At 65.6% G+C, this 18,221-nt stretch carries 20 protein-coding genes; 9 read left to right on the top strand and 11 right to left on the bottom strand.

The genetic code is table 11. The annotated features are described in order from the left end of the window. Nucleotides 1-8: 8 nt before the first annotated feature. From HWX87_RS25130 to HWX87_RS25115, 4 genes are all read right to left on the bottom strand, one after another. On the bottom strand, nt 9-1,280 hold the full coding sequence (locus HWX87_RS25130) for a patatin-like phospholipase family protein (RefSeq protein WP_244137747.1): 1,272 nt from the start codon (nt 1,278-1,280) through the stop codon (nt 9-11). A gap of 10 nt (nt 1,281-1,290) precedes the next feature. Next, complete coding sequence (locus HWX87_RS25125) at nt 1,291-2,073, bottom strand: 3-hydroxybutyrate dehydrogenase (protein WP_176049781.1); 783 nt, start codon at nt 2,071-2,073, stop codon at nt 1,291-1,293. Nucleotides 2,074-2,088: 15 nt separating this feature from the next. Next, a complete protein-coding gene (locus HWX87_RS25120; protein ID WP_176049780.1) occupies nt 2,089-2,868 on the bottom strand; it encodes an acetoacetate decarboxylase in 780 nt (259 codons plus the stop codon). 296 nt (nt 2,869-3,164) lie between these two features. Further along, a complete protein-coding gene (locus HWX87_RS25115; RefSeq protein WP_176049779.1) occupies nt 3,165-4,166 on the bottom strand; it encodes a bestrophin family ion channel in 1,002 nt (333 codons plus the stop codon). Between the two features lie 229 nt (nt 4,167-4,395). On the opposite strand from HWX87_RS25115, the gene HWX87_RS25110 reads away from it, so the two are divergent. Beyond that, the gene (locus HWX87_RS25110; protein ID WP_176049778.1) at nt 4,396-5,604 is read left to right on the top strand and encodes an FAD-dependent oxidoreductase; all 1,209 of its coding nucleotides are present in this window, start codon (nt 4,396-4,398) and stop codon (nt 5,602-5,604) included. A 93-nt stretch (nt 5,605-5,697) separates the two neighbouring features. Here the strand turns inward: HWX87_RS25110 and HWX87_RS25105 are convergent, their stop codons facing one another. Then, the gene (locus HWX87_RS25105) at nt 5,698-6,198 is read right to left on the bottom strand and encodes an Ohr family peroxiredoxin (protein WP_176049777.1); all 501 of its coding nucleotides are present in this window, start codon (nt 6,196-6,198) and stop codon (nt 5,698-5,700) included. A gap of 355 nt (nt 6,199-6,553) precedes the next feature. Next, a complete protein-coding gene (locus HWX87_RS25100) occupies nt 6,554-8,074 on the bottom strand; it encodes a PLP-dependent aminotransferase family protein (protein ID WP_176049776.1) in 1,521 nt (506 codons plus the stop codon). 193 nt (nt 8,075-8,267) lie between these two features. Here HWX87_RS25100 and HWX87_RS25095 point away from each other — a divergent pair, with 193 nt between their 5' ends. The 6 genes from HWX87_RS25095 (at nt 8,268) to HWX87_RS25070 (ending at nt 12,624) form a co-directional block, all read left to right on the top strand. Beyond that, complete coding sequence (locus HWX87_RS25095) at nt 8,268-9,011, top strand: SDR family oxidoreductase (RefSeq protein WP_176049775.1); 744 nt, start codon at nt 8,268-8,270, stop codon at nt 9,009-9,011. A gap of 84 nt (nt 9,012-9,095) precedes the next feature. After that, nucleotides 9,096-10,133: a LysR family transcriptional regulator gene (locus tag HWX87_RS25090; RefSeq protein ID WP_176049774.1), complete on the top strand. Its 1,038-nt coding sequence runs from the start codon at nt 9,096-9,098 to the stop codon at nt 10,131-10,133. A 544-nt stretch (nt 10,134-10,677) separates the two neighbouring features. Beyond that, nucleotides 10,678-11,001, top strand: coding sequence for a hypothetical protein (locus HWX87_RS25085; protein ID WP_244137746.1), 324 nt, complete (start codon nt 10,678-10,680; stop codon nt 10,999-11,001). Nucleotides 11,002-11,142: 141 nt separating this feature from the next. Beyond that, nucleotides 11,143-11,616 (top strand): universal stress protein, encoded by a 474-nt coding sequence (locus HWX87_RS25080; protein WP_176049772.1) that lies wholly within the window; start codon nt 11,143-11,145, stop codon nt 11,614-11,616. Between the two features lie 118 nt (nt 11,617-11,734). Beyond that, nucleotides 11,735-12,010: a DUF1488 domain-containing protein gene (locus HWX87_RS25075; RefSeq protein WP_176049771.1), complete on the top strand. Its 276-nt coding sequence runs from the start codon at nt 11,735-11,737 to the stop codon at nt 12,008-12,010. 179 nt (nt 12,011-12,189) lie between these two features. Further along, nucleotides 12,190-12,624 carry an Hsp20/alpha crystallin family protein gene (locus HWX87_RS25070; RefSeq protein WP_176049770.1) on the top strand — a complete coding sequence of 145 codons (435 nt, stop codon included), beginning with the start codon at nt 12,190-12,192 and terminating at the stop codon, nt 12,622-12,624. Between the two features lie 107 nt (nt 12,625-12,731). On the opposite strand, the gene HWX87_RS25065 is transcribed toward HWX87_RS25070, so the two are convergent. After that, nucleotides 12,732-13,397 carry a nitroreductase family protein gene (locus HWX87_RS25065; RefSeq protein WP_176049769.1) on the bottom strand — a complete coding sequence of 222 codons (666 nt, stop codon included), beginning with the start codon at nt 13,395-13,397 and terminating at the stop codon, nt 12,732-12,734. 230 nt (nt 13,398-13,627) lie between these two features. On the opposite strand from HWX87_RS25065, the gene HWX87_RS25060 reads away from it, so the two are divergent. Beyond that, nucleotides 13,628-14,278: a BON domain-containing protein gene (locus HWX87_RS25060; protein ID WP_059608895.1), complete on the top strand. Its 651-nt coding sequence runs from the start codon at nt 13,628-13,630 to the stop codon at nt 14,276-14,278. Nucleotides 14,279-14,333: 55 nt separating this feature from the next. Continuing rightward, nucleotides 14,334-14,573 (top strand): hypothetical protein, encoded by a 240-nt coding sequence (locus tag HWX87_RS25055; RefSeq protein WP_176049768.1) that lies wholly within the window; start codon nt 14,334-14,336, stop codon nt 14,571-14,573. Nucleotides 14,574-14,660: 87 nt separating this feature from the next. Here the strand turns inward: HWX87_RS25055 and HWX87_RS25050 are convergent, their stop codons facing one another. The 4 genes from HWX87_RS25050 to HWX87_RS25035 form a co-directional block, all read right to left on the bottom strand. Then, nucleotides 14,661-16,409 carry a SulP family inorganic anion transporter gene (locus HWX87_RS25050; protein ID WP_176049767.1) on the bottom strand — a complete coding sequence of 583 codons (1,749 nt, stop codon included), beginning with the start codon at nt 16,407-16,409 and terminating at the stop codon, nt 14,661-14,663. Nucleotides 16,410-16,516: 107 nt separating this feature from the next. Continuing rightward, nucleotides 16,517-16,732, bottom strand: a complete 216-nt coding sequence (locus HWX87_RS25045) for a hypothetical protein (RefSeq protein WP_176049766.1) — start codon at nt 16,730-16,732, stop codon at nt 16,517-16,519. Between the two features lie 139 nt (nt 16,733-16,871). Continuing rightward, the gene (locus HWX87_RS25040; RefSeq protein WP_244137755.1) at nt 16,872-17,792 is read right to left on the bottom strand and encodes an LOG family protein; all 921 of its coding nucleotides are present in this window, start codon (nt 17,790-17,792) and stop codon (nt 16,872-16,874) included. A gap of 74 nt (nt 17,793-17,866) precedes the next feature. Further along, nucleotides 17,867-18,202, bottom strand: a complete 336-nt coding sequence (locus HWX87_RS25035) for a c-type cytochrome (RefSeq protein ID WP_176049764.1) — start codon at nt 18,200-18,202, stop codon at nt 17,867-17,869. Nucleotides 18,203-18,221 lie beyond the last annotated feature (19 nt).

Below are 18,221 nucleotides of genomic sequence, written 5' to 3'. Positions count from 1 at the left end.
GATACGGGTTACCCGGCGACGGACGATTCCTTCTCCGGCGCAAGGTGTTCCGCGGGAGCGGCATGCCTGCTGAGGTTGCCGGCTTCGTCGACGTCGTGCCGATAGCGGTGCACGTCGCGCGTGACGAAGCCGATCTCCCGGCTCGGAACCTCGAACCACTCCGGGTGGCCGAACGACCGGCGAATATCCTCGAGACCGCTTGCCCAGTGCTCGCGCATCGTGTCCTTGCTGAACTCATAGTCCTTGTAGTGCCCCTCGAACGCCTTGTTCTTGTAGATCAGGTGCACCACGTTCACCGCGCTACCATCCGCCGTCTTCTGCGCTTCCCGCAGCAGCGGGTGTGCAAGCCGCACGTGTTCGGGAATATGTTCGAGCAGCGCCTTGATCATCTGCGCATGCTTCTGGTTCTGCGACATGAACGCGGTGATCGCGCGCGTGCGGCTCGAGTACTGAATGTCCTTGGTGCGCTCGCTGACATCGAGGAAGTTGCCCGGCAACTTGCCGCGCGAGCTCCACAGATCGAGCTGGAAAACGAGCGTGTCCTTGTGCTGGCTTTCCCGGATGATCTCGGTGAGCGGCGTATTGGAAACGAGGCCGCCGTCCCAGTAGAACTCGCCGTCGATCTCGACGGCCGGAAAGCCCGGCGGCAGCGCGCCGGAAGCGATGAAATGCTCCGGTGCCAGGCGCATCTTCGTATTGTCGAAATAGACGAGATTGCCCGTCCGCACATTGACCGCTCCGACGGAAACACGAATGTTCCCGTCGTTGATGCGGTCGAAGTCGGCGTACCGCAACAGCGTCTCGCGCAACGCCGACGTGTCGTAATAGCTGACCTGATCGGGACGCCTTGCGCCGAACCCGGCGAACGGCGCGTGCATGCGCGGCGAGAAGAATCCGTCCTGGCCTTCCATCAGCGTGCGTGTGGCGGCCCAAGCGCTCGACCACCTGCGCCCCACGTCGGCGAGCCCGGGCCACGCCGACATGCATGCGCCGACGTGAGCGAACGGATCGGTCGGCTGACTGATGGTGTTCCAGAAGCCGCGCAGCGCCTCCGTCCGGTCCGCGGGCGCATTGCCGGCGATGATCGCGGTATTCAGCGCACCGATCGATACGCCGGCGATTCGCGTCGGCTCCACGCCGACTTCGGCCATGCCTTCATACACGCCGGCCTGGTATGAGCCGAGTGCGCCGCCACCCTGCAGCACGAGTCCGACTTCGTCATAAGCGGGGAGCGTGATGCGATGGGGCTGCTTCAGCTTGTTGCGCTGGCTCGAATGCATGATGTTCTCCTTACTGCATGAACCAGCCGTGGCTGACGACGATCGATTGCCCGGTGAGCGCATTCGACTCGAAGCCGGCCAGGAAGGCGACCGTGTTCGCGACATCGGCCGCCGACGTGAATTCGCCGTCGACCGTCTCCCGCAACATCACGTCCTTGACGACCTGCTGTTCCGAGATGCCCAGCACTTTCGCCTGCTCGGGAATCTGCTTGTCGACCAGCGGCGTCCTGACGAAGCCCGGGCAGACGACATTGGCGCGTACGCCGCGCGGCCCGCCTTCTTTCGCGACGACGCGCGCGAGACCGAGCAAGCCGTGCTTCGCGGTCACGTAGGCGGACTTCAGCGGTGAGGCTTCGTGCGAATGCACCGAGCCCATGTAGATCACCGTGCCGCCCTTGTTCGCCGCGTACATGTGCCGGATGGCGGCACGCGTCGTCAGGAATGCACCGTCGAGATGAATGGCCAGCATCTTCTTCCAGTCGGAAAATGCGTAGTCCTCGATCCGGTTGACGATCTGGATGCCCGCGTTCGACACGAGCACGTCGATGCCGCCCAGCCGGTTCACCGTTTCGGCCATGCCGGCGTCGACGGCTTCCTCGCTGGTGACGTCCATCGCGATCGCCAATGCCTTGCCGCCGGCCGAGACGATCTCGTCCGCAACCTTCCGTGCGGCCGCAAGATTCAGGTCGGCGATCACGACCGTCGCGCCGTCTGCCGCGAGCTTGCGTGCGCACAGATCGCCGATGCCGCTTGCTGCGCCCGTCACGAGCGCGACCTTGTCATTCAGTGCCATACGTCCTCCAGGGGGTTATTGGTTGACCGCGAGCTTCAACGACTCGGCGGGGGCGAGATAGTCGTACGCGACTTCGCCGATATCGAGCGTGAGATGGGCGATGACATGACGCGCGCCGATCACCTTGCGAACCGGCAGGTCGGCCACCGACGCGAGCGCATGCGGATGCAGTTCGAGCGCGGCGGGCCCCTCCCATGCACCGATCACGTCGACATCGCGCAAGAAGAAGCGCACCAGCTCGCAGATGCGCGCCGAGCCGTCGACGTGCGGAATGACCTTGAGCAGATAGTTGGGCGTGTCGGCGAGCTTGCGGCGCTCGGCTTCCGTGTCGAGCGCGCGGTACTTGTAACCCATCGTTCCGGTGGCGATGCGCTGCGTGCCGTAGTCGAGCGTGCCGAGCAGCGTGTCCTTGCCGTCGACGCAGAGCCGCGGCGACGCCAGCTTCTTGGGAAATCCCCAGATTTCCCGTCCGGCGGCGATCGGGCCTTCGTCATCGAGGTACATCGCGTGCGTGAAGTTGGCTCGTGTGCCGTCCTCGTCCAGAACGGAGATCACCTGGCCGCTTTCCGTGTAATCGCCGAAGCCCGACGAATCGGGCATGCGGATGAACTCGTAATGGACGACGGCCCGGTCGACCGTCAGCGGTTCGGGAACGACGGCCCGCAGGGCGTCCATGTCCGTTTCGTACGAGATGATGAAATACTCCCGGTTGACGAAGCGGAAGGGCGGACGCGGATACGCGGGATTGTGCACGGGCATCGCAAACGCGTTGTTGCGGATATCTTCTTCTGTCACGGATCGTTCCTCGGTTGGTGAAGTGCTGGATCACACCCGTCGCAACAGCGTGTGCTGCCGCGACCAATGACGCGCGAAGACGCAAGGCGGCGCAGACGGCCGCGCGGGTCGCACGTTGCGCTTGCGGTGTCGTGTTCGTTTCCCGGAAGGGATCGGGCATGCATGCACGGCCACCGTCAGCGCCAAGCGTAGGCGATGTGCCCGCGCGGCAGTAGCGTCGCGAGCGACCTCATCATGTTGTCTCGGCGGCAACAATCGACGGAGGGAGGACGGCGCGACGCAAGGTACCCTACGCGCTACAGCGCGATGACCGTGCGGCTCGACGGATCGCGCGCAGGTTCGCCGAGCATCGCTTTCAGGTCGCGCTCGATCGTGCCGCACAGCGTCGAAATGGGTACGTCGTTGGCGCCGCCTTCGAACGGGTTCTCCGTGCTTTCGCCGACCTGTTCGAGCGAGGTGTACATCCAGGAAACGGCGACGCTGCACGGCACGACCAGCCAGACCATGTTGCCGTGCATGAAGCCGCTCACGCTATCGTTCAGGCGGTTGAATTCGTTCAGCAAACCGAACGGAAGGGACAGGCAGAAGAACCGGACGAACAGGGAACTGACGGTCGCGTACTGGCGCGGATACGGAAAGTTCTTGAAACGTTCGGATCTGGCCTGGAGATCGATGAAGTCGCCGATCGTCTTTTGAAGCTCCATGTAGAAGCTCGAATTCAGCTGGCCGGCCATGTGAAGCGTCCTGAGAGAGGTGCCTTGCAGGCTCAGCACGAACGTCGCGATGGAAGCAGAGGAGAGCGCCTGCGCCGTTTCGGAGGAAGACAGGTATTTGGGCAAGAGTTCCCGGATGTCATGTTCCCATTCGGGAACGCGATAGAACCGGCGGTACTCCGCGTTGTAGCGTTTGTTCGTGCTTTCCCAGATCCGGGGGCGACGCAGCTCGTATCGCAGCGCGGTCAGCCAGGCAAGGTGCCGATAGACGAGTTTGCGGGCGATCTCGTCGTCGGTGACGAAGTCGCGGGTGAGCTGGCCCCAGCGGCGGCTCTTGCTCAGGATATCGGTCCAGATTTCCAGCGCGTCCATTGCACGGTTGTAGGTCTGGACGTTCTTGAAACCGACGATGAACGATGTCGCGGTCCCGAGAAGTGCCACGATCGTCAGCGGTATCGACAGCCATGTCACGGAGAAGAATTGATACAGGACAACCGGCACGGAACCGAAGATGAGCAGTTCGTAGATTTTCCAGCGCGTCCAGATCAGGAACTCCGATAGTCTGTACGATTTCCCCAGATGCATTTTATTTGCCTCATCGTTGATTCAGGTGAGTGACGAAGACGATGTTCGAATCACGTGCGATCGTGCGTCGACATCATGCCTGCGATCGATCGGGGCGACATGTGATGGATTGGTGCCGAAGCGGCAACATCGTGAGCACAACTGCGGATCTACTGCGCAATGCCGTGTCGACCTAGGATGACTTCGCGCGGCGCGTTGCCGCCATCGACATCAACCGAGGGCAATGATCATGTCGCAGAAGATCCTGATTGTGGGTGCCGGCTTTGCCGGCGTATGGGGCGCACTGGGCGCGGCTCGCGTGCTGGATGGCGCCGGAGTGACGAGCGGCGACGTCGAGATCACGCTGATCTCCCCGAAACCGGAACTGCAGATCCGGCCGCGTCTGTACGAACGCGAGCCGCAGCGGATGGCTGCACCGCTGTTGCCGCTGCTCGATGCCGTCGGCGTGAAGTTTCTCGAAGGTCGCGTCGAAGAGATTTCCGTCCGCGAGAAAACGGTCGGCGTCACATGCGCCAACGGCCAGCGACGATTGCTTGCGTATGACAGGGTGTTGTTGACGAGCGGCAGCAAGTTGGGCCGACCGCCGGTGCCGGGGCTCGCGGAGCACGCGTTCTCGGTCGACTGCATCGAGGATGCCGTCGCGCTCAACGACCACTTCGCGGCGCTCGCGAAACTGCCGGCATCGCCGGCACGCAATACGGTCGCGGTGGTCGGCTGCGGCTTCACGGGTATCGAGGTGGCCACCGAGTTGCCCGGGCGCTTGCGCGAGGTGTTGGGTCCGGATGCGACGAGCCGTGTCGTCGTGATCGGCGCGCAGGCCGAGATCGGCCCCGATCTTGGCCCCAATCCTCGACCGTATGTGGCCGAAGCGTTCGCGTCGCTGGGCATCGAGACCGTGCTCGGATCGCGCGTCGTGTCGGTCGCGGCCGACGGTGTTCGGACCGCGTCGGGCACGCACGTCGAAGCCATGACCGTGATCTGGGCGGGCGGAATGCAGGCGAGCACGCTGGCCGCCCAGGTCTCGTCGCACCTCGACCCGCTCGGGCGCGTCGAAGTCGCAGCGGATCTGCGCGTGGCAGAAGCGCCGCATGTGTTTGTTGCGGGAGACGTGGCGCGGGCGCGCTGCGACGACGACGGGCACGATGCATTGATGTCGTGCCAGCACGCGATCGTGATGGGGCAATTCGGCGGTCACAACGTCGCGGCGGATCTGATCGGTGCGCCGACACTGGCATACCGGCAGCCGTTCTACGCGACATGCGTCGACCTGGGCGACTGGGGCGCTGTTTACTCGGAAGGCTGGGATCGGCAGATCAAGCTGACGCATGCCGAAGGAAAAGCGCGCAAGCAGATGATCAACACGCAATGGATCTATCCGCCGGCACCGAATCGTGCCGAGGCACTGGCGGCGGGCAACCCGCAGGCGTCGTTCGATTGACCGGTCGCCCCCCGCGCGTGTCGCGAGATGCGCAGCGGGGGGCCGGCGCGCCGTCGGCGGCCAACACGCTGCTGCTGCACGACACGCGTCGGGTCAGTCGACGACGGTCACGATATTGACGGTGCCCTGCCGTGCCATCTTCGCGTAAGGGCACAAGCGTTCCGCGGTGCGAACCATTTCTTCCGCGATGCTTCGATCGACGCCCGGCATCCGCACCCGAACGTCGACGAGCAACGCATAGCCACCATCCATGGGATCGCGGCCGAACGAAACCTGCACCTCGACGACGGTATCGGGTGTCTCCAGATCGGCGCGCTTCTCGAGCAGATTGAGCGCGCCGTGGAAGCACGCGGCGAAGCCAGCCGCGAACAACTGTTCCGGATTGGTCCCGTTGCCGGGTCCGCCGAACTCGGTGGGCAGGCGCAGGTCGACGGCGAGGTTGCCATCGTCCGAGCGGACCACGCCGGACGCGCGGCCATGTCCCGTCTCGCCGCCGGACACGGTGACGGTCGTGCTGTAAAGCGGTTGAAAATCCCGGCCCCGATATCGGTCGAGGAGGGACAGCGGAGGGGCCTGCAGCTTCTTGTCATCCATGATGCATGCTCGAATTCGGCGACGTGCTCCGACCCTCGGTCATGCGAGCGTCGAAACGTCTTGCGAAGGGGCGGGACTGCCCGGGCAAGTAGCGTCTGCGAGGAACGACGGGCGCGGATGATTGTCTGGAGAATGCGGCAATCTTCCGGTGCGGCCCGATTCCCGGTTCGTCTACGGGAGTAAGACGCTTCCATGCTAGAGGCGCGCACATGATGGCGGTACGGCCGTTCCGTGCGATTGTATGTTTCCCGTTGGACACCAATCCGGGACGCGCGATGAAGTTCAACGAGGCGCCCGGCGGCAGCGCTGGCCGGCGCGCACGGCACGCACGGCACGCACGGCCGCACGCCGCGCGTCAGCGGCCGAGACACGCGCGCAACGTGTGTGCATGACGTTGCGCTTCTTCCGCGTCGGCGATGTTCGCGAACCCGATGATCAGGCCGCGTGGCGTTTGCTGCGTGTGGCTGTTTGAATACCAGATCGACAACGGCAGCACCGCGAGCCCGGCTTCGCGGGCGCGCGCGGCGACGGCGACATCGTCGACCGGCCCTTCGGGCCCCGCCGTGAACCGCACCGCGAACTGTATGCCGCCGGGCGGCAGGTCGACGATCAACCGTTCGCCGAACGCCTGCCGCAATGCGTGCACGATCAGCGTGCGGCGCTCGCCGTACAGCGTGCGCATGCGCTTCAGATGCCGGGCAAAGTGCCCTTGCTCGATGAAATCGGCGAGGGCTGCCTGCAGGAGTGCCGGCGAACCCGCGTTCATGCTGCATGCCACGCGCTCGACGCGCTCCACGGCACGTTCCGGCACGACCGTGTAGGCCAGCCGCAAACCGGGATACATCGCCTTGCTGAAGGTGCTGCAATAAATCACATGATCCCGCCGGTCGAGACTCTTCAGCGCTTGCAGCGGGCGGCCGAGATAGCGGAACTCGCTGTCGTAGTCGTCCTCGACGATCCACCCCGATGTCTTTTCGGCCCAGTCCAGCAACGCGACGCGGCGGGACAGCGACAGCGTATGCCCGAGCGGGCTCTGATGCGACGGCGTCACGAGCGCGAAGCGCGCCTGCGCGTCCAGTTGCAGGCCGCGCTCGACGTCGATTCCCTCGGCGTCCACCGGTACCGGGACGAGTTGCACGCCGGTCTCGGACAGGAAGCTGCGTGCGAGCAGATAGCCTGGGTCCTCGAACCAGACGCGGTCGTTCGGACGCGCGAGGCTGCGCAGCACGAGTTCCAGCGTGGCACGGTAGCCGCTGGTGATGAACACCTGTTCCGGCACGCAGGTGACGCCGCGCGACAGCCCCAGATAGGTGGCGATGTGTTCGCGCAGCGGCCGGTAACCGGCCGGATTCGGGTAGCCCAGCAGCGCGCGATCGCCGCTGCGCGCGCGCAGCGACACGAGCCGGTGCCAGACCTTGCGCGGAAAGGCATCGAGGGCCGGCACCCCGGGTTGCAACGGGCGCGGCTCGCCGCTCATCGCGACGGCGATCGGTTGCGCGCGTCGCGGCGGCGGGCTGTCGCGCGACATGCCCGGTACCGGAAGCGGACCGGCGTGGTCGACGTGCCGTGCCGATTCGTCGTCACGCGCGGGCGCCGTCCGCGGCAGCGATTTCGGCAGGGACGGCGAAACGAACGTGCCTGCCGCGCCGCGCATCTGCAGATATCCCTCGTCGACCAGGATCGTGTAGGCCTGTTCCACGGTGCCGCGCGCCGTGTTCAATTGCGTCGCCAGGCCGCGCAGCGCCGGCACGCGATCGCCGGGACGCAGGTGGCCCGCGGCGATCGCGGTCCGGAACCGCTCGCAAATCTGCAGATAGATCGGCAACTGGTGCTGCCGGTCGATTTCGATGGTCAGTGTGGAGGGTTGCGCAGACATGACGCTCTCGTGGATGACGGGGACGGACACGGCATGGACCAGTCCGATCGACGATTCTTGGCACTGCTGGATAGGACATGATTCTTCCACAATTGCGCTGCGCGATGGACGGTCATCACCGCATTCACCCGATCCGGCAGCCGTCACGTCCCCGTCACATTCGAATGCAATCCACTTGTCAGGAGATTTTGCGATGAAGATCGTTGTCATCGGCGGTTCGGGCCTGATCGGCTCGCGTGTCGTCACGCTGCTCGGCGAAGCCGGCCATCAGGCGCTGGCCGCATCGCCGCGCACCGGCGTCAATACCATCACGGGCGAGGGCCTGACCGACGCATTGACTGGCGCGGACGTCGTCGTGGACGTGGCGAATGCGCCGTCATGGGAGCCGCAGGCAGTGCTGGACTTCTTCCGCACGTCGGCGCGTAATCTCGGCAAGGCGGAAGTGGCCGCAGGCGTGCGCCATCACGTCGCGCTGTCGATCGTCGGCTGCGACCGCATGCCGGAGAACGGCTATTTCGCGGCCAAGGTTGCGCAGGAGCAGGCGGTCGAGGAGGCGGGCGTGCCCTATACGATCGTGCGCGCGACGCAATTCATGGAATTCATCGGCGGCATCGCGGATTTCGGCACCGAAGACGGCACCGTGCGCATCGGCGACGGACTGTTCCAGCCGATCGCCGCGGAAGACGTGTCGGCACTCGTCGCACAGGTCGCGCTCGGCGGGCCGCAGAACGGCACGATCGAGATTGCGGGCCCGGATCGCGCGCCGTTCGCGGAGATCGTCGCGCGCTACCTGAAGTCGGTCGGCGACACACGCGCGGTGGTGACCGATCGCGACGCCCGCTACTACGGCGGCCGCGTCGAGGAAGCATCGCTGGTGCCGCTCGGGGCTGCGCGACTCGGTCGCATCGGTCTCGACCAGTGGCTGGCAGGAAGCTGATTCACGTTCGCATGCATGCGGCACGCCGGCGCAGGCCGGCGACGAATCAATCCGTTTGAGCAGCAGGGTCTGGGGGCAGCGGAAATGAATCATTCGGAACCATCGGAACACGGCGCGCGTCGCGACCTGGCCAGTCGCGCCGATGCACTGTCGGCGAGCTTCGGTGCGAGCTATGCAGGCATCCTTGCATTCGTTGCCGTCGCGAGCGAGGGGAGTTTCACCAAGGCCGCCGAGCTGCTGGGCGTCGGGCGGCCGGCCGTGAGCCGGAACGTCCAGAAGCTCGAGGCGCAACTGAGCACGCGGCTGTTCCAGCGCACCACGCGCATGACCGAGCTGACGTGCGAGGGCCAGCGCTTCTTCGAGAATTGCCATCAGGGCGTGGCGCAGATCGTGGAAGCGATGAACGACATGCTGGAGTTGCGGCAAGGGCCGCCGCGCGGCCTGATTCGCATCAGCTCGGCAGTGGGATTCGGCAGGAAGATCGTGGCGCCGCTGCTGGAGAAGTTCGCGGATGCCTATCCGGACATCATCATCGATCTGCTGCTGGACGACCGGCCCGTCGACCTGGTGTCCGAGCGGATCGACGTGTCGTTCCGCAACGGGCGCATCGAGGACTCGAGCATCATCGCCCGGCAACTGATTCCGATGCAGATGGCGCTTTGCGCGGCGCCGTCGTATGTGGCGAGGCACGGTCTCCCGCAGAGCATCGATGATCTCGGCCGGCACGAGTGCATCAATTTCCGGTTTGCGAGCGGGCGCCTGTTCGAATGGGAGTTCAACGTGGACGGACGCGTGCAGAAGTACCAGCCGACGGCGCGCCGCACGTTCAACGACGCGGATCTGGTGTTGCGTGCGGTGCTGAACGGATCGGGCATCGCACAGATGGCGGGCTACCAGATCCGCGACCATCTCGCGTCGAACGAACTCGTCGTCGCGCTGGCGAAGCACGTGCCGGCGGATCGTGGCCATTACATCTGCTATCTGAGCCGGCAACACCTGCCGACGCGGATTCGTATCTTCGTCGACTTCATGACCGAGGAGATTCGCGCGCTCGACCTGAACTGCATGACGCGGTTCAATCCGGAGATCCCGAAGGCGTCATCGGCGGGACTGGCTGCTTGAAGATGTCGTCGACGATGGCGTCGAGGAGTTGCACGGTCCGGCCGCCGAACATCAGCCACGAGTGATCCGATCGGGATCGGGAAGCGTTCGTTGCGCGAGCGAGATTCCGCATCTCGATGCATCGTCAGTGCGTCGACATCGGTCCGATCTTGCCGAAGCGTCGCCGCGATCACGCTATTGCCAGCCGTTCCGGTTTGCGCGCCCACGCTGCAAACGAGGATTGACGCATGTCAACCGCGTCCGCCGCGTTGGCAATACAGTCGATCCGGGCGCCTGGGCAATGCAGCGCGTCTCCATGGGCGGGATGCGGCACGGTCCGAATGCCGCCGGGTTTTACCCCCCTCCCTTGAATGGGCCGCATGCCTGACGAAATGACGGGAAATTGGCGATGAAACGATGGGCATTGTCCACGATCGTCGTGCTCGTGTTGGGTGCTTGTGCTGGAGCAGGGCAGGTCGCGGCATTCAGGTCGACTGAAACGCAGTTGCTTGCGACACGCCAGGCAGCGTCACGGCCGTGCTCGTCGCCATCCGAATGCGACCGAATGTGGAACCTCACACGGCACTACGTCGAACTACATTCATCGACCCGGATCACGCGATTCAGTGCGGACCGGATCGAAACCGCGCAACCGTACTTCGCGGGAGAAGTCTATCTGTGGGCCTCTCGCATGGCGTCGAGCGACGGCGGCGGCTGGGTGATCCGGCTCAAGGCAATGTGCAAGGGCATGTACGACAGCGATGGCGGCCCGGGCTGGCAATACGGCGCATGCGCGTCGCAGATCCTTGAAATCGAGAGAGCGTTCCCGACGTACGCGAACCCGCCGCACTCGCCAGACATGCCGACGCTACCGGCAGCCCCTCTGTAATTCCGCGTCGTTCATGTCGGAACATACCGGTCTCCACGCGGCATCCAGTCGTTGACCTCGGTCAACGCCCGTTTCCGGCCAGCGCTGATGATGAAACGTATCCGAACGCCCCGGCGCGTCGATTCATCCAGCGAGGTTGGCATGTACACGAACATCATGGTCGCCGTAGACGGCAGTCCTTCGTCGAATCAGGCGCTCGAAGAAGGCCTGAAGGTTGCCCGATCGTGCGGCGCGCGCCTGTTCGCCGTCTTTGTCGTCGACACATCGCTTCTGATCACGTACGCCGGGCGAATGGACCCGGACGCGCTGCTCGACGAGGTGCGGCGCGATGGCGCGGCGGTACTGCGAAGTGCGCAACGGGCCATCACGCATGCGGCCGTCAACGGCGAGACGGAAATCGTCGAGACCGAACTCGGTCAGGATATCGCCGAACGGCTGCAACGCTATGTCGTCGATCGTTCGATCGATCTGGCCGTAATCGGCACGCACGGACGGCGCGGGGTCCGCCGGTTGTTCCTCGGCAGCGTAGCCGAGCGTTTCCTGCGCGGATCGAGTTGCCCGGTCCTGCTCGTGCGCGGCCAAGATGCCGCACATGCCGCCGTAGCGGCAGCCTAGCGGCGCCGCGGACGATACGAATGCAGCCCGACAGTCGAGCCGGCCATGGGCTGGCACGACCGCACCGGCTTGCCGGAAGCGGGCGACGGTCAGTACGCAACCTGCCCAGGTGATCATCATGCAGATATCCTTCCCCACCGAACATCCGACGTATTGCGGCCTGGACCCGGCGCTGGCCTTTCCGGCGCTGGTCGAAGGCCGTCGTGTGCGCTGCGTGATCACTGCGGCAGCGCTGGAAGATCACTTCCGCGCGGCATCGCCGCGCGAACAGGACCTCGTCGATGCATTTGCGCGCCATCGTCCCGCCATCGAGCGAGCGGCGCGCTGCCTGCTCGAGGAGATGGACGGCAGGCCGATCCTGCTTCACAGCGGATTTTTCCGGTTCTGCACCTGATCGCCTCGGGGCATTGACGCGTATCAAGCGCCTGACGATGCGGGCGGATACGCTGGTTTCGGAAGGATCCTTCGTCCGTTGCGCGGCACGCGATGCCGCGCCAGTCCGATCCGCATCACGGCACCGCGCTGGCGGGACGAAAGCGCGGCTGCATGTCAACCGTACGAGGAGTGCGAACCATGACTCACCTCACACGTTACGATCCGTTTTCGATCGAGCCCGTCTCCGACCTGTTTCAGGGGCTGTTCAGGCCGCTGCGCGGCATGGCGATGACGGACGAACCCGATCTTGCATCGATGAAGATCGACGTGACGGAAAGCGACGACGCCTACAAGGTCAATGCGGAGCTGCCGGGCGTCGCGAAGGAGGACATCGATGTCCAGGTAACCGGCCGGACCGTAACGATCAACGCGAAGGTCGAGCGCAGCAACGAGCAGAAGGATGGCGAGCGCGTGATCCGGCGCGAGCGCTACAGCGGCGCGATCGGCCGGTCGTTCTCGCTGTCTGGCGAGATCGACGACGCGAACGCGACGGCGACGTATCAGGATGGCGTGCTGTCGCTGACGTTGCCGAAGAAGGCGCCGGTCGGGCAGAAGAAGCTGACGATCAGCTGATCGGGAGGCAGGCACCGGGCGATGCGGGGGCACGCGTCGCCCGAAGGGAGGGCAACGGCGCACGGAGCCATCCGCGCGCCGATGATTTCAACCGGCCGAACGTGTGCTCACGCTTCCGATACCGTACCGCCCGCGCGGTAGCCGACGGTCTGCGCAAGGATCGGCAGTTCGTCCTCGTTCAACCGCAGCGCGTCGGCGAGCGCGCGATGATTGATCCAGCCGCGCACGACCGTGCCGAGGCCGGCTGCCGCACAGTAGAGCGAAACGTTCTGCGTGATGGCGCCCGCCGCGACGGCCGAGAACACGTCGCGTTGTGGCGGCGGCATGTCGAGGATCGAGGAAGTCCGCACCACGTAGACGAGATCGAGGGGGGCGCGGCCTACGAAATCCTGGTACCCCGTGAGGTCGCGTGCATCGGCCGCGTGTTTCAGCACGAGCCGATGCGCGGGCGCGTCGTATCGGTAAACGCCGTTCGGCAGCGCGACGTAGATGTCGATTTCATTGAACGCATGCGCGGACGGTGCCGTACGGCCGCCGCTTGCCGGCCGGTTGATGCCGTCCGCCGCCCACAGCAATTCGCCGAGCGTTGCAGGCGGGAGCGGCGTGGCGGTGAATTCGCGTGAACTCATTCTCATGGCGAGTGCCGCCATCAATGGCGAGCCGCCGTCGAGGTTCGGGCGCGGCAGATCGATGATGGCAGGCGATTCGCCCTGGGGCGGCGCCGGCAGTGCCGGTGGCGCCGGCGAATAGGCCAACAGTTGCTGTTCCGTCATGTGATTCTCCTTCGAGCATCGTTGCGCGGGCCTGGAACGTCGCGCATCGGCGATTTCACGATAAGACGGCCGGGCCATATCGATTTGACCTTCATCAAGCGACGCTTGCACGCACCTCGCAGCGCGGCGCAAGGCATCCGTTGACCTGCATCAGCGATGCCGAGCCGCCCCTATGCAAATCTGGCCGTGTACGGCGGACAAGCGCGCCGCATCTCACTGGAGTGCAGACGATGAAAACCGACAAGCAGTTGAAGCAGGACGTTCAGGACGAACTGGAATCCGACCCGGCAATCGACGCGACACGGATCGGTGTCGAGGTCTCCGACCGAATCGTGACGCTTTCGGGTCACCCGCCAAGCTATGCCGAGAAACTGGCGATCGAGCGCGCGGCGAACCGTGTGGCCGGCGTCCGGGCGCTCGTCGTCGACATGACCGTGCACTTGCCGAACGACGACGTCCGCACCGACGAGGACGTTGCGAATGCCGTGCGCTCGGTTCTGCACTGGACGGTCGGGCTGCATGACGACGCGGTCAAGGTGCAGGTCGAGCACGGCTGGATCACGCTGTCCGGCAGGGTCGAATGGGCATACCAGAGCCACCTGGCCGTACGGGCGATTTCGCAGATGCGCAGCGTGACCGGCGTGACCGACCACATCGTCGTGCAGGGGGCGGTCGGCTCGGCCGACATCGGCGGCAACATCAAGCGCGCGATCATGCGCCACGCGGAGCGCGAGGCGAAACACATCGCGATCGAGGTGCGCGACGGCACCGTCCGGTTGTCCGGCAAGGTCGGCTCGTTCTCCGAACGCAAGGCCGTGCGCGGGGCCGCGTGGTCGGCGCGTGGCGTGCGTGCGGTCGTCGACGACCTGGTGGTCGAATAAGGACGGCATGCCGAAGCCGGACAGGACGTCCGCGCGGGCACAGGAGGGAAGCAGGATGGCACTGTCAGGCGAGGTACACGACGCGGACTGGTCGGTGGCGATCGAGACGAGCGCCACCGAAACGGGCGGCTATCGTTGCAGTATCCACGTGACGCTCATGTCGCCGGACGGCACGTGCGAGCGTACGTTTGCTCACAGCAGGATCCATGACACCGAGCGCGAAGCCGCGGTCGACGGGTTGCGCGCCGGGATGACCTGGGTCGAAATGAAGAAGTCGAACACCTTTACGGTTTGAACGGACGACACGCCACGTGTCGCATCGACGCCGAGCGCGCTTCCTGGCCCGATGCGACACGCGCGGCGGCCGCACGTCGTCAGGCGCCTAGCCGCCGGTCCTGTTCCGCGCGGGCTGCGATGACGCGGGACGCACCCCGTGCCAGCCTTTCCGCTGGACGTGATGCGCAACGGCATCGGTCACGGTCGGAAAGAAGCTGGCCGCGCCGAACCCGTCGAACAGCCCGTAAGCGCGCAGGCGATCCTTCACCGGCCCCTTCATTTCCGCGAAGTTCAACGCGATGTGTTGCTCCCGGAGTTCCTCGCAAAGCGCGACGAGCCGGTCAGCGGCGCTGACGTCGATATCGGTGACGGGCTCCGCGGCGACGACGATACGCGTGACCGGGCTCGGCGAGCGCGCGATCGCAGCGTGCAGATGCTCGCAGAAGATCTCGACGTTGGCATAGAAGAGCGGCGCGTCCCAGCGGAACAGCACGAGCCCCGGCGTCTGCACGGCATCCGGATGCCGTGCGATGTCGTGATAGCCGCGCACGCCGGACAGCCGGCCCAGCACGGCATCGTACGGATGCCAGGCCCGCCATACGAACGACAGCAGAGACAGCGCGCTGGCGAGCAGGATGCCGGGGACGACACCCAGGCCGATCACGCCGGCAAAGCACAGCACCGAAATCAGGCACTCGCCGCGACGCATCCGGTACAACCGGACGACGCTACGGAGGTCCGCGATGCCGAACGCCGCGTATATCACGACCGCGGCCAGCGCCGCGCGCGGGACGAGCGTCAGCAGCGCCGGCGCGGCAATGAGCAGTATCGCGATGCACGCCGCCGCGACGAGATTGGTGACCTGGCTCTGCGCGCCGGCGGCAATTGCAACCGGCGTGCGTGACGCGCTGCTGCTGACCGCACAGCCCTGCGTCACGCCGGCCAGCAGATTGGCCGCCCCCAGCGCGATCAGTTCCTGGTTGCGGTCCGGCGTGTCGCCCGCGCGCGCGGAAAGCGCCCGCGACAGCATGCTGATGTCGGCGAACGACACCAGCGCCACGGCGATCGCACCGGACGCGAGCGCGGTCAGGTCGGCGAGCGAGACGACCGGAATGTGCGGGGCGGGTGTGCCGGCCGGCAACGCGCCGACCGTCGCGATTCCATGCAACGGCATCACGCGCGCGACCAGCGTCGCGGCGAGCACGGCGATCAATACGCCGGGCCAGTGCGGGATCACGCGCTTCATCAGGAAAATGGCCGCCAGCACGCCGGCGCCGAGCAGGCCGGCAGCGGGTGAAAATTGGCGTTCGACGAGCGCATGCACGATGTGCGGCACGCTCGCGAATACGTCGCCACCCGGTGCAGTCATGCCGAACAGCTCGGGCAAGCGGCCGATCGCGAGCGTGATGGCAATGCCGTTCAGATACCCGTACTGGATCGGGCGCGACAGCAGGTCGGTGACGAATCCGAGGCCGAGCGTACCGAGCAGGATGCAGATCGCACCGGCCGACAGCGCCAATGCGCCGGAGAGCGCGATGGCCCGCTGCGGATCGTGGCCGGCGAGCGGTGCGATGGCGCCGGCGATCAGGGCAGCCAGTGCCGAATCGGGGCCGAGGACGAGGATACGGCTCGGGCCGAGTACCGCGTAGGCCAGCAATGCCGCGATCGACGCATACAGCCCGGTGACGGCCGGCAGGCCGGCCGCCTGCGCATAGCTCATGCCGACCGGAACCAGCACGGCGGAAAGCGCGATGCCTGCATAAAGATCGCGCGAAAACCACGCACGCCGGTAGTTCGCGAGCAGCGCCACACCCGGGAACATGCGTGCGATGCGTCCGGAACGGGACAGGTTCATCGCTGCGTCATCCGGTGAATATCCGGGCGAAAGGGACGGGCCGATCCCGCAGGCGCACGTTCACGGGAATGCGGCCGGTGCGCGGCACGACACGACCGCGGCCGGCTTCATGCGGCCTTGAGCGCAGAAAGTTGCACGGCCTGTGCGAAACGGACCAGCGTGGCGACCGATCCCGTCACGCTTTCGTACCGTTCCCGCCCGATCTGGCCGTCGAGTATCACGAGCATGCCGGCGTCGCGAGCAAGCGCGACAAGGGCCAGGGGGTCGAGCGCGGCTGCATCGGACTGACTGCCCGAGTCGGAAAGCGGGGTAGCGTGTGACATGACGTCTCTCCTGATGGCGCGCGATCGGTGTGCCGGGCAGCCGTGATCCGTGATTTCAGTATCGATGGCGAGCGGGCGCGATTCAATCAGCGTGCCCCGAAGCTGCGGTAGGAATCGTGCAGATGCGGTCGGCGGATTCCTACACGGCAGACGGCTTCCGCGAAGCGGTGCGCCGGGCCGGTCGCTTTGCGCCATGCCGCGCGTACCAGGACCCGATCGCCTGCCAGATGTCTGGGGCCGATTCACAATAGGTGAACAGGTCGAGGTCGCGGCGGTCGATCATCCCTTGGTCCGCGAGAAACGCCAGGTCGACCGCGCGGCGCCAGTACGCTTCACCGACCAGGATGACCGGCAGTGGCGCGATCTTGCGCGTCTGCAGCAGCGTCAGCACCTCGAACAGCTCGTCGAACGTGCCGTATCCGCCAGGAAAAAATACGGCTGCTTTTGCGCGCTCGAGCAGGTGCAGCTTGCGAATCGCGAAGTAGTGGAACCGGAAGCAGAGATCCGGCGTGATGTACGGATTCGGTGCCTGTTCGCGTGGCAGCTCGATATTGAAGCCGATGCTGGGCGCACCACGCTCGCAGGCGCCGCGATTGGCGGCCTCCATGATGCCGGGGCCGCCGCCGGTGACGATCGCCAGGCGCGCCGTACGCGTGCACCGGTCGGCATGGCCGACGATACGGCCGAATTCGCGTGCGACGCGGTAGTACGCGCTGTGCTCGACAAGACGGCGGGCGACCGTGACGGCACGACGCCGGCCCGGGTCGTGCGGGCGCTGCGCCAGCAGGCGATTCGCTTCGTCCAGCCGCGCATTCGCGACGGCGGGCGCGACGATGCGCGTGCTGCCGTAGATCACGACGGCATGACCGATGCGTTCATGCTGCAAACGCGCTTCGGCTTTCCAGTAGTCGAGCTGCAGCCGGATACCTCGCATGGCCGCCCGTTGCAGCAATGTCGCATCGTCGTCGGCAGGCGTGCAGTTCGGACTGCTGGCGAGACGCCGCACCCGGCGAGACGGGGGCGGGATGTCGGCGTGGCCGGCGATCGCTTCGTGCCGGATGCGTACCCGCTTGCTGCGCGCCTCGCTGCTCGCAATGCCGACGGGGACGCGTTTGACTGTCGTGGGCGGCGCGGTCACTGACTCAATACCCATTGGATGAGCTGATGCGCGTCGTCGGAAGACAGCGGCCCGCCGCGATCCTCGGCGGACGGCATCGGCGTGTCGCCCCAGTGCACGCGACCGCCGACGCGCAACTTGCGCTCCAGTTCGGCAGCCGCGTGCGGATCTCCGCGGTAGCGCTCGGCGATCTCGTGGAACGACGGCCCGAGGAACGTCATGTCGGGTGTATGGCAGAACATGCAGTGCTGCGCATTGACGAGTTCGGTCGGCTCGGGCACGGTCGTCTGCGCGGCCGCCATGCCGGCTGTCGCGGCGATCAGAAAGAAAGCAGTGCAACGCGTGATGTTCATGTTTTTCCTCATCCGGATC

The organism is Burkholderia sp. BCC1644, from assembly GCF_902833225.1.
Taxonomy (GTDB): domain Bacteria; phylum Pseudomonadota; class Gammaproteobacteria; order Burkholderiales; family Burkholderiaceae; genus Burkholderia.
This window is presented reverse-complemented; position numbering and strand designations above follow the sequence as displayed.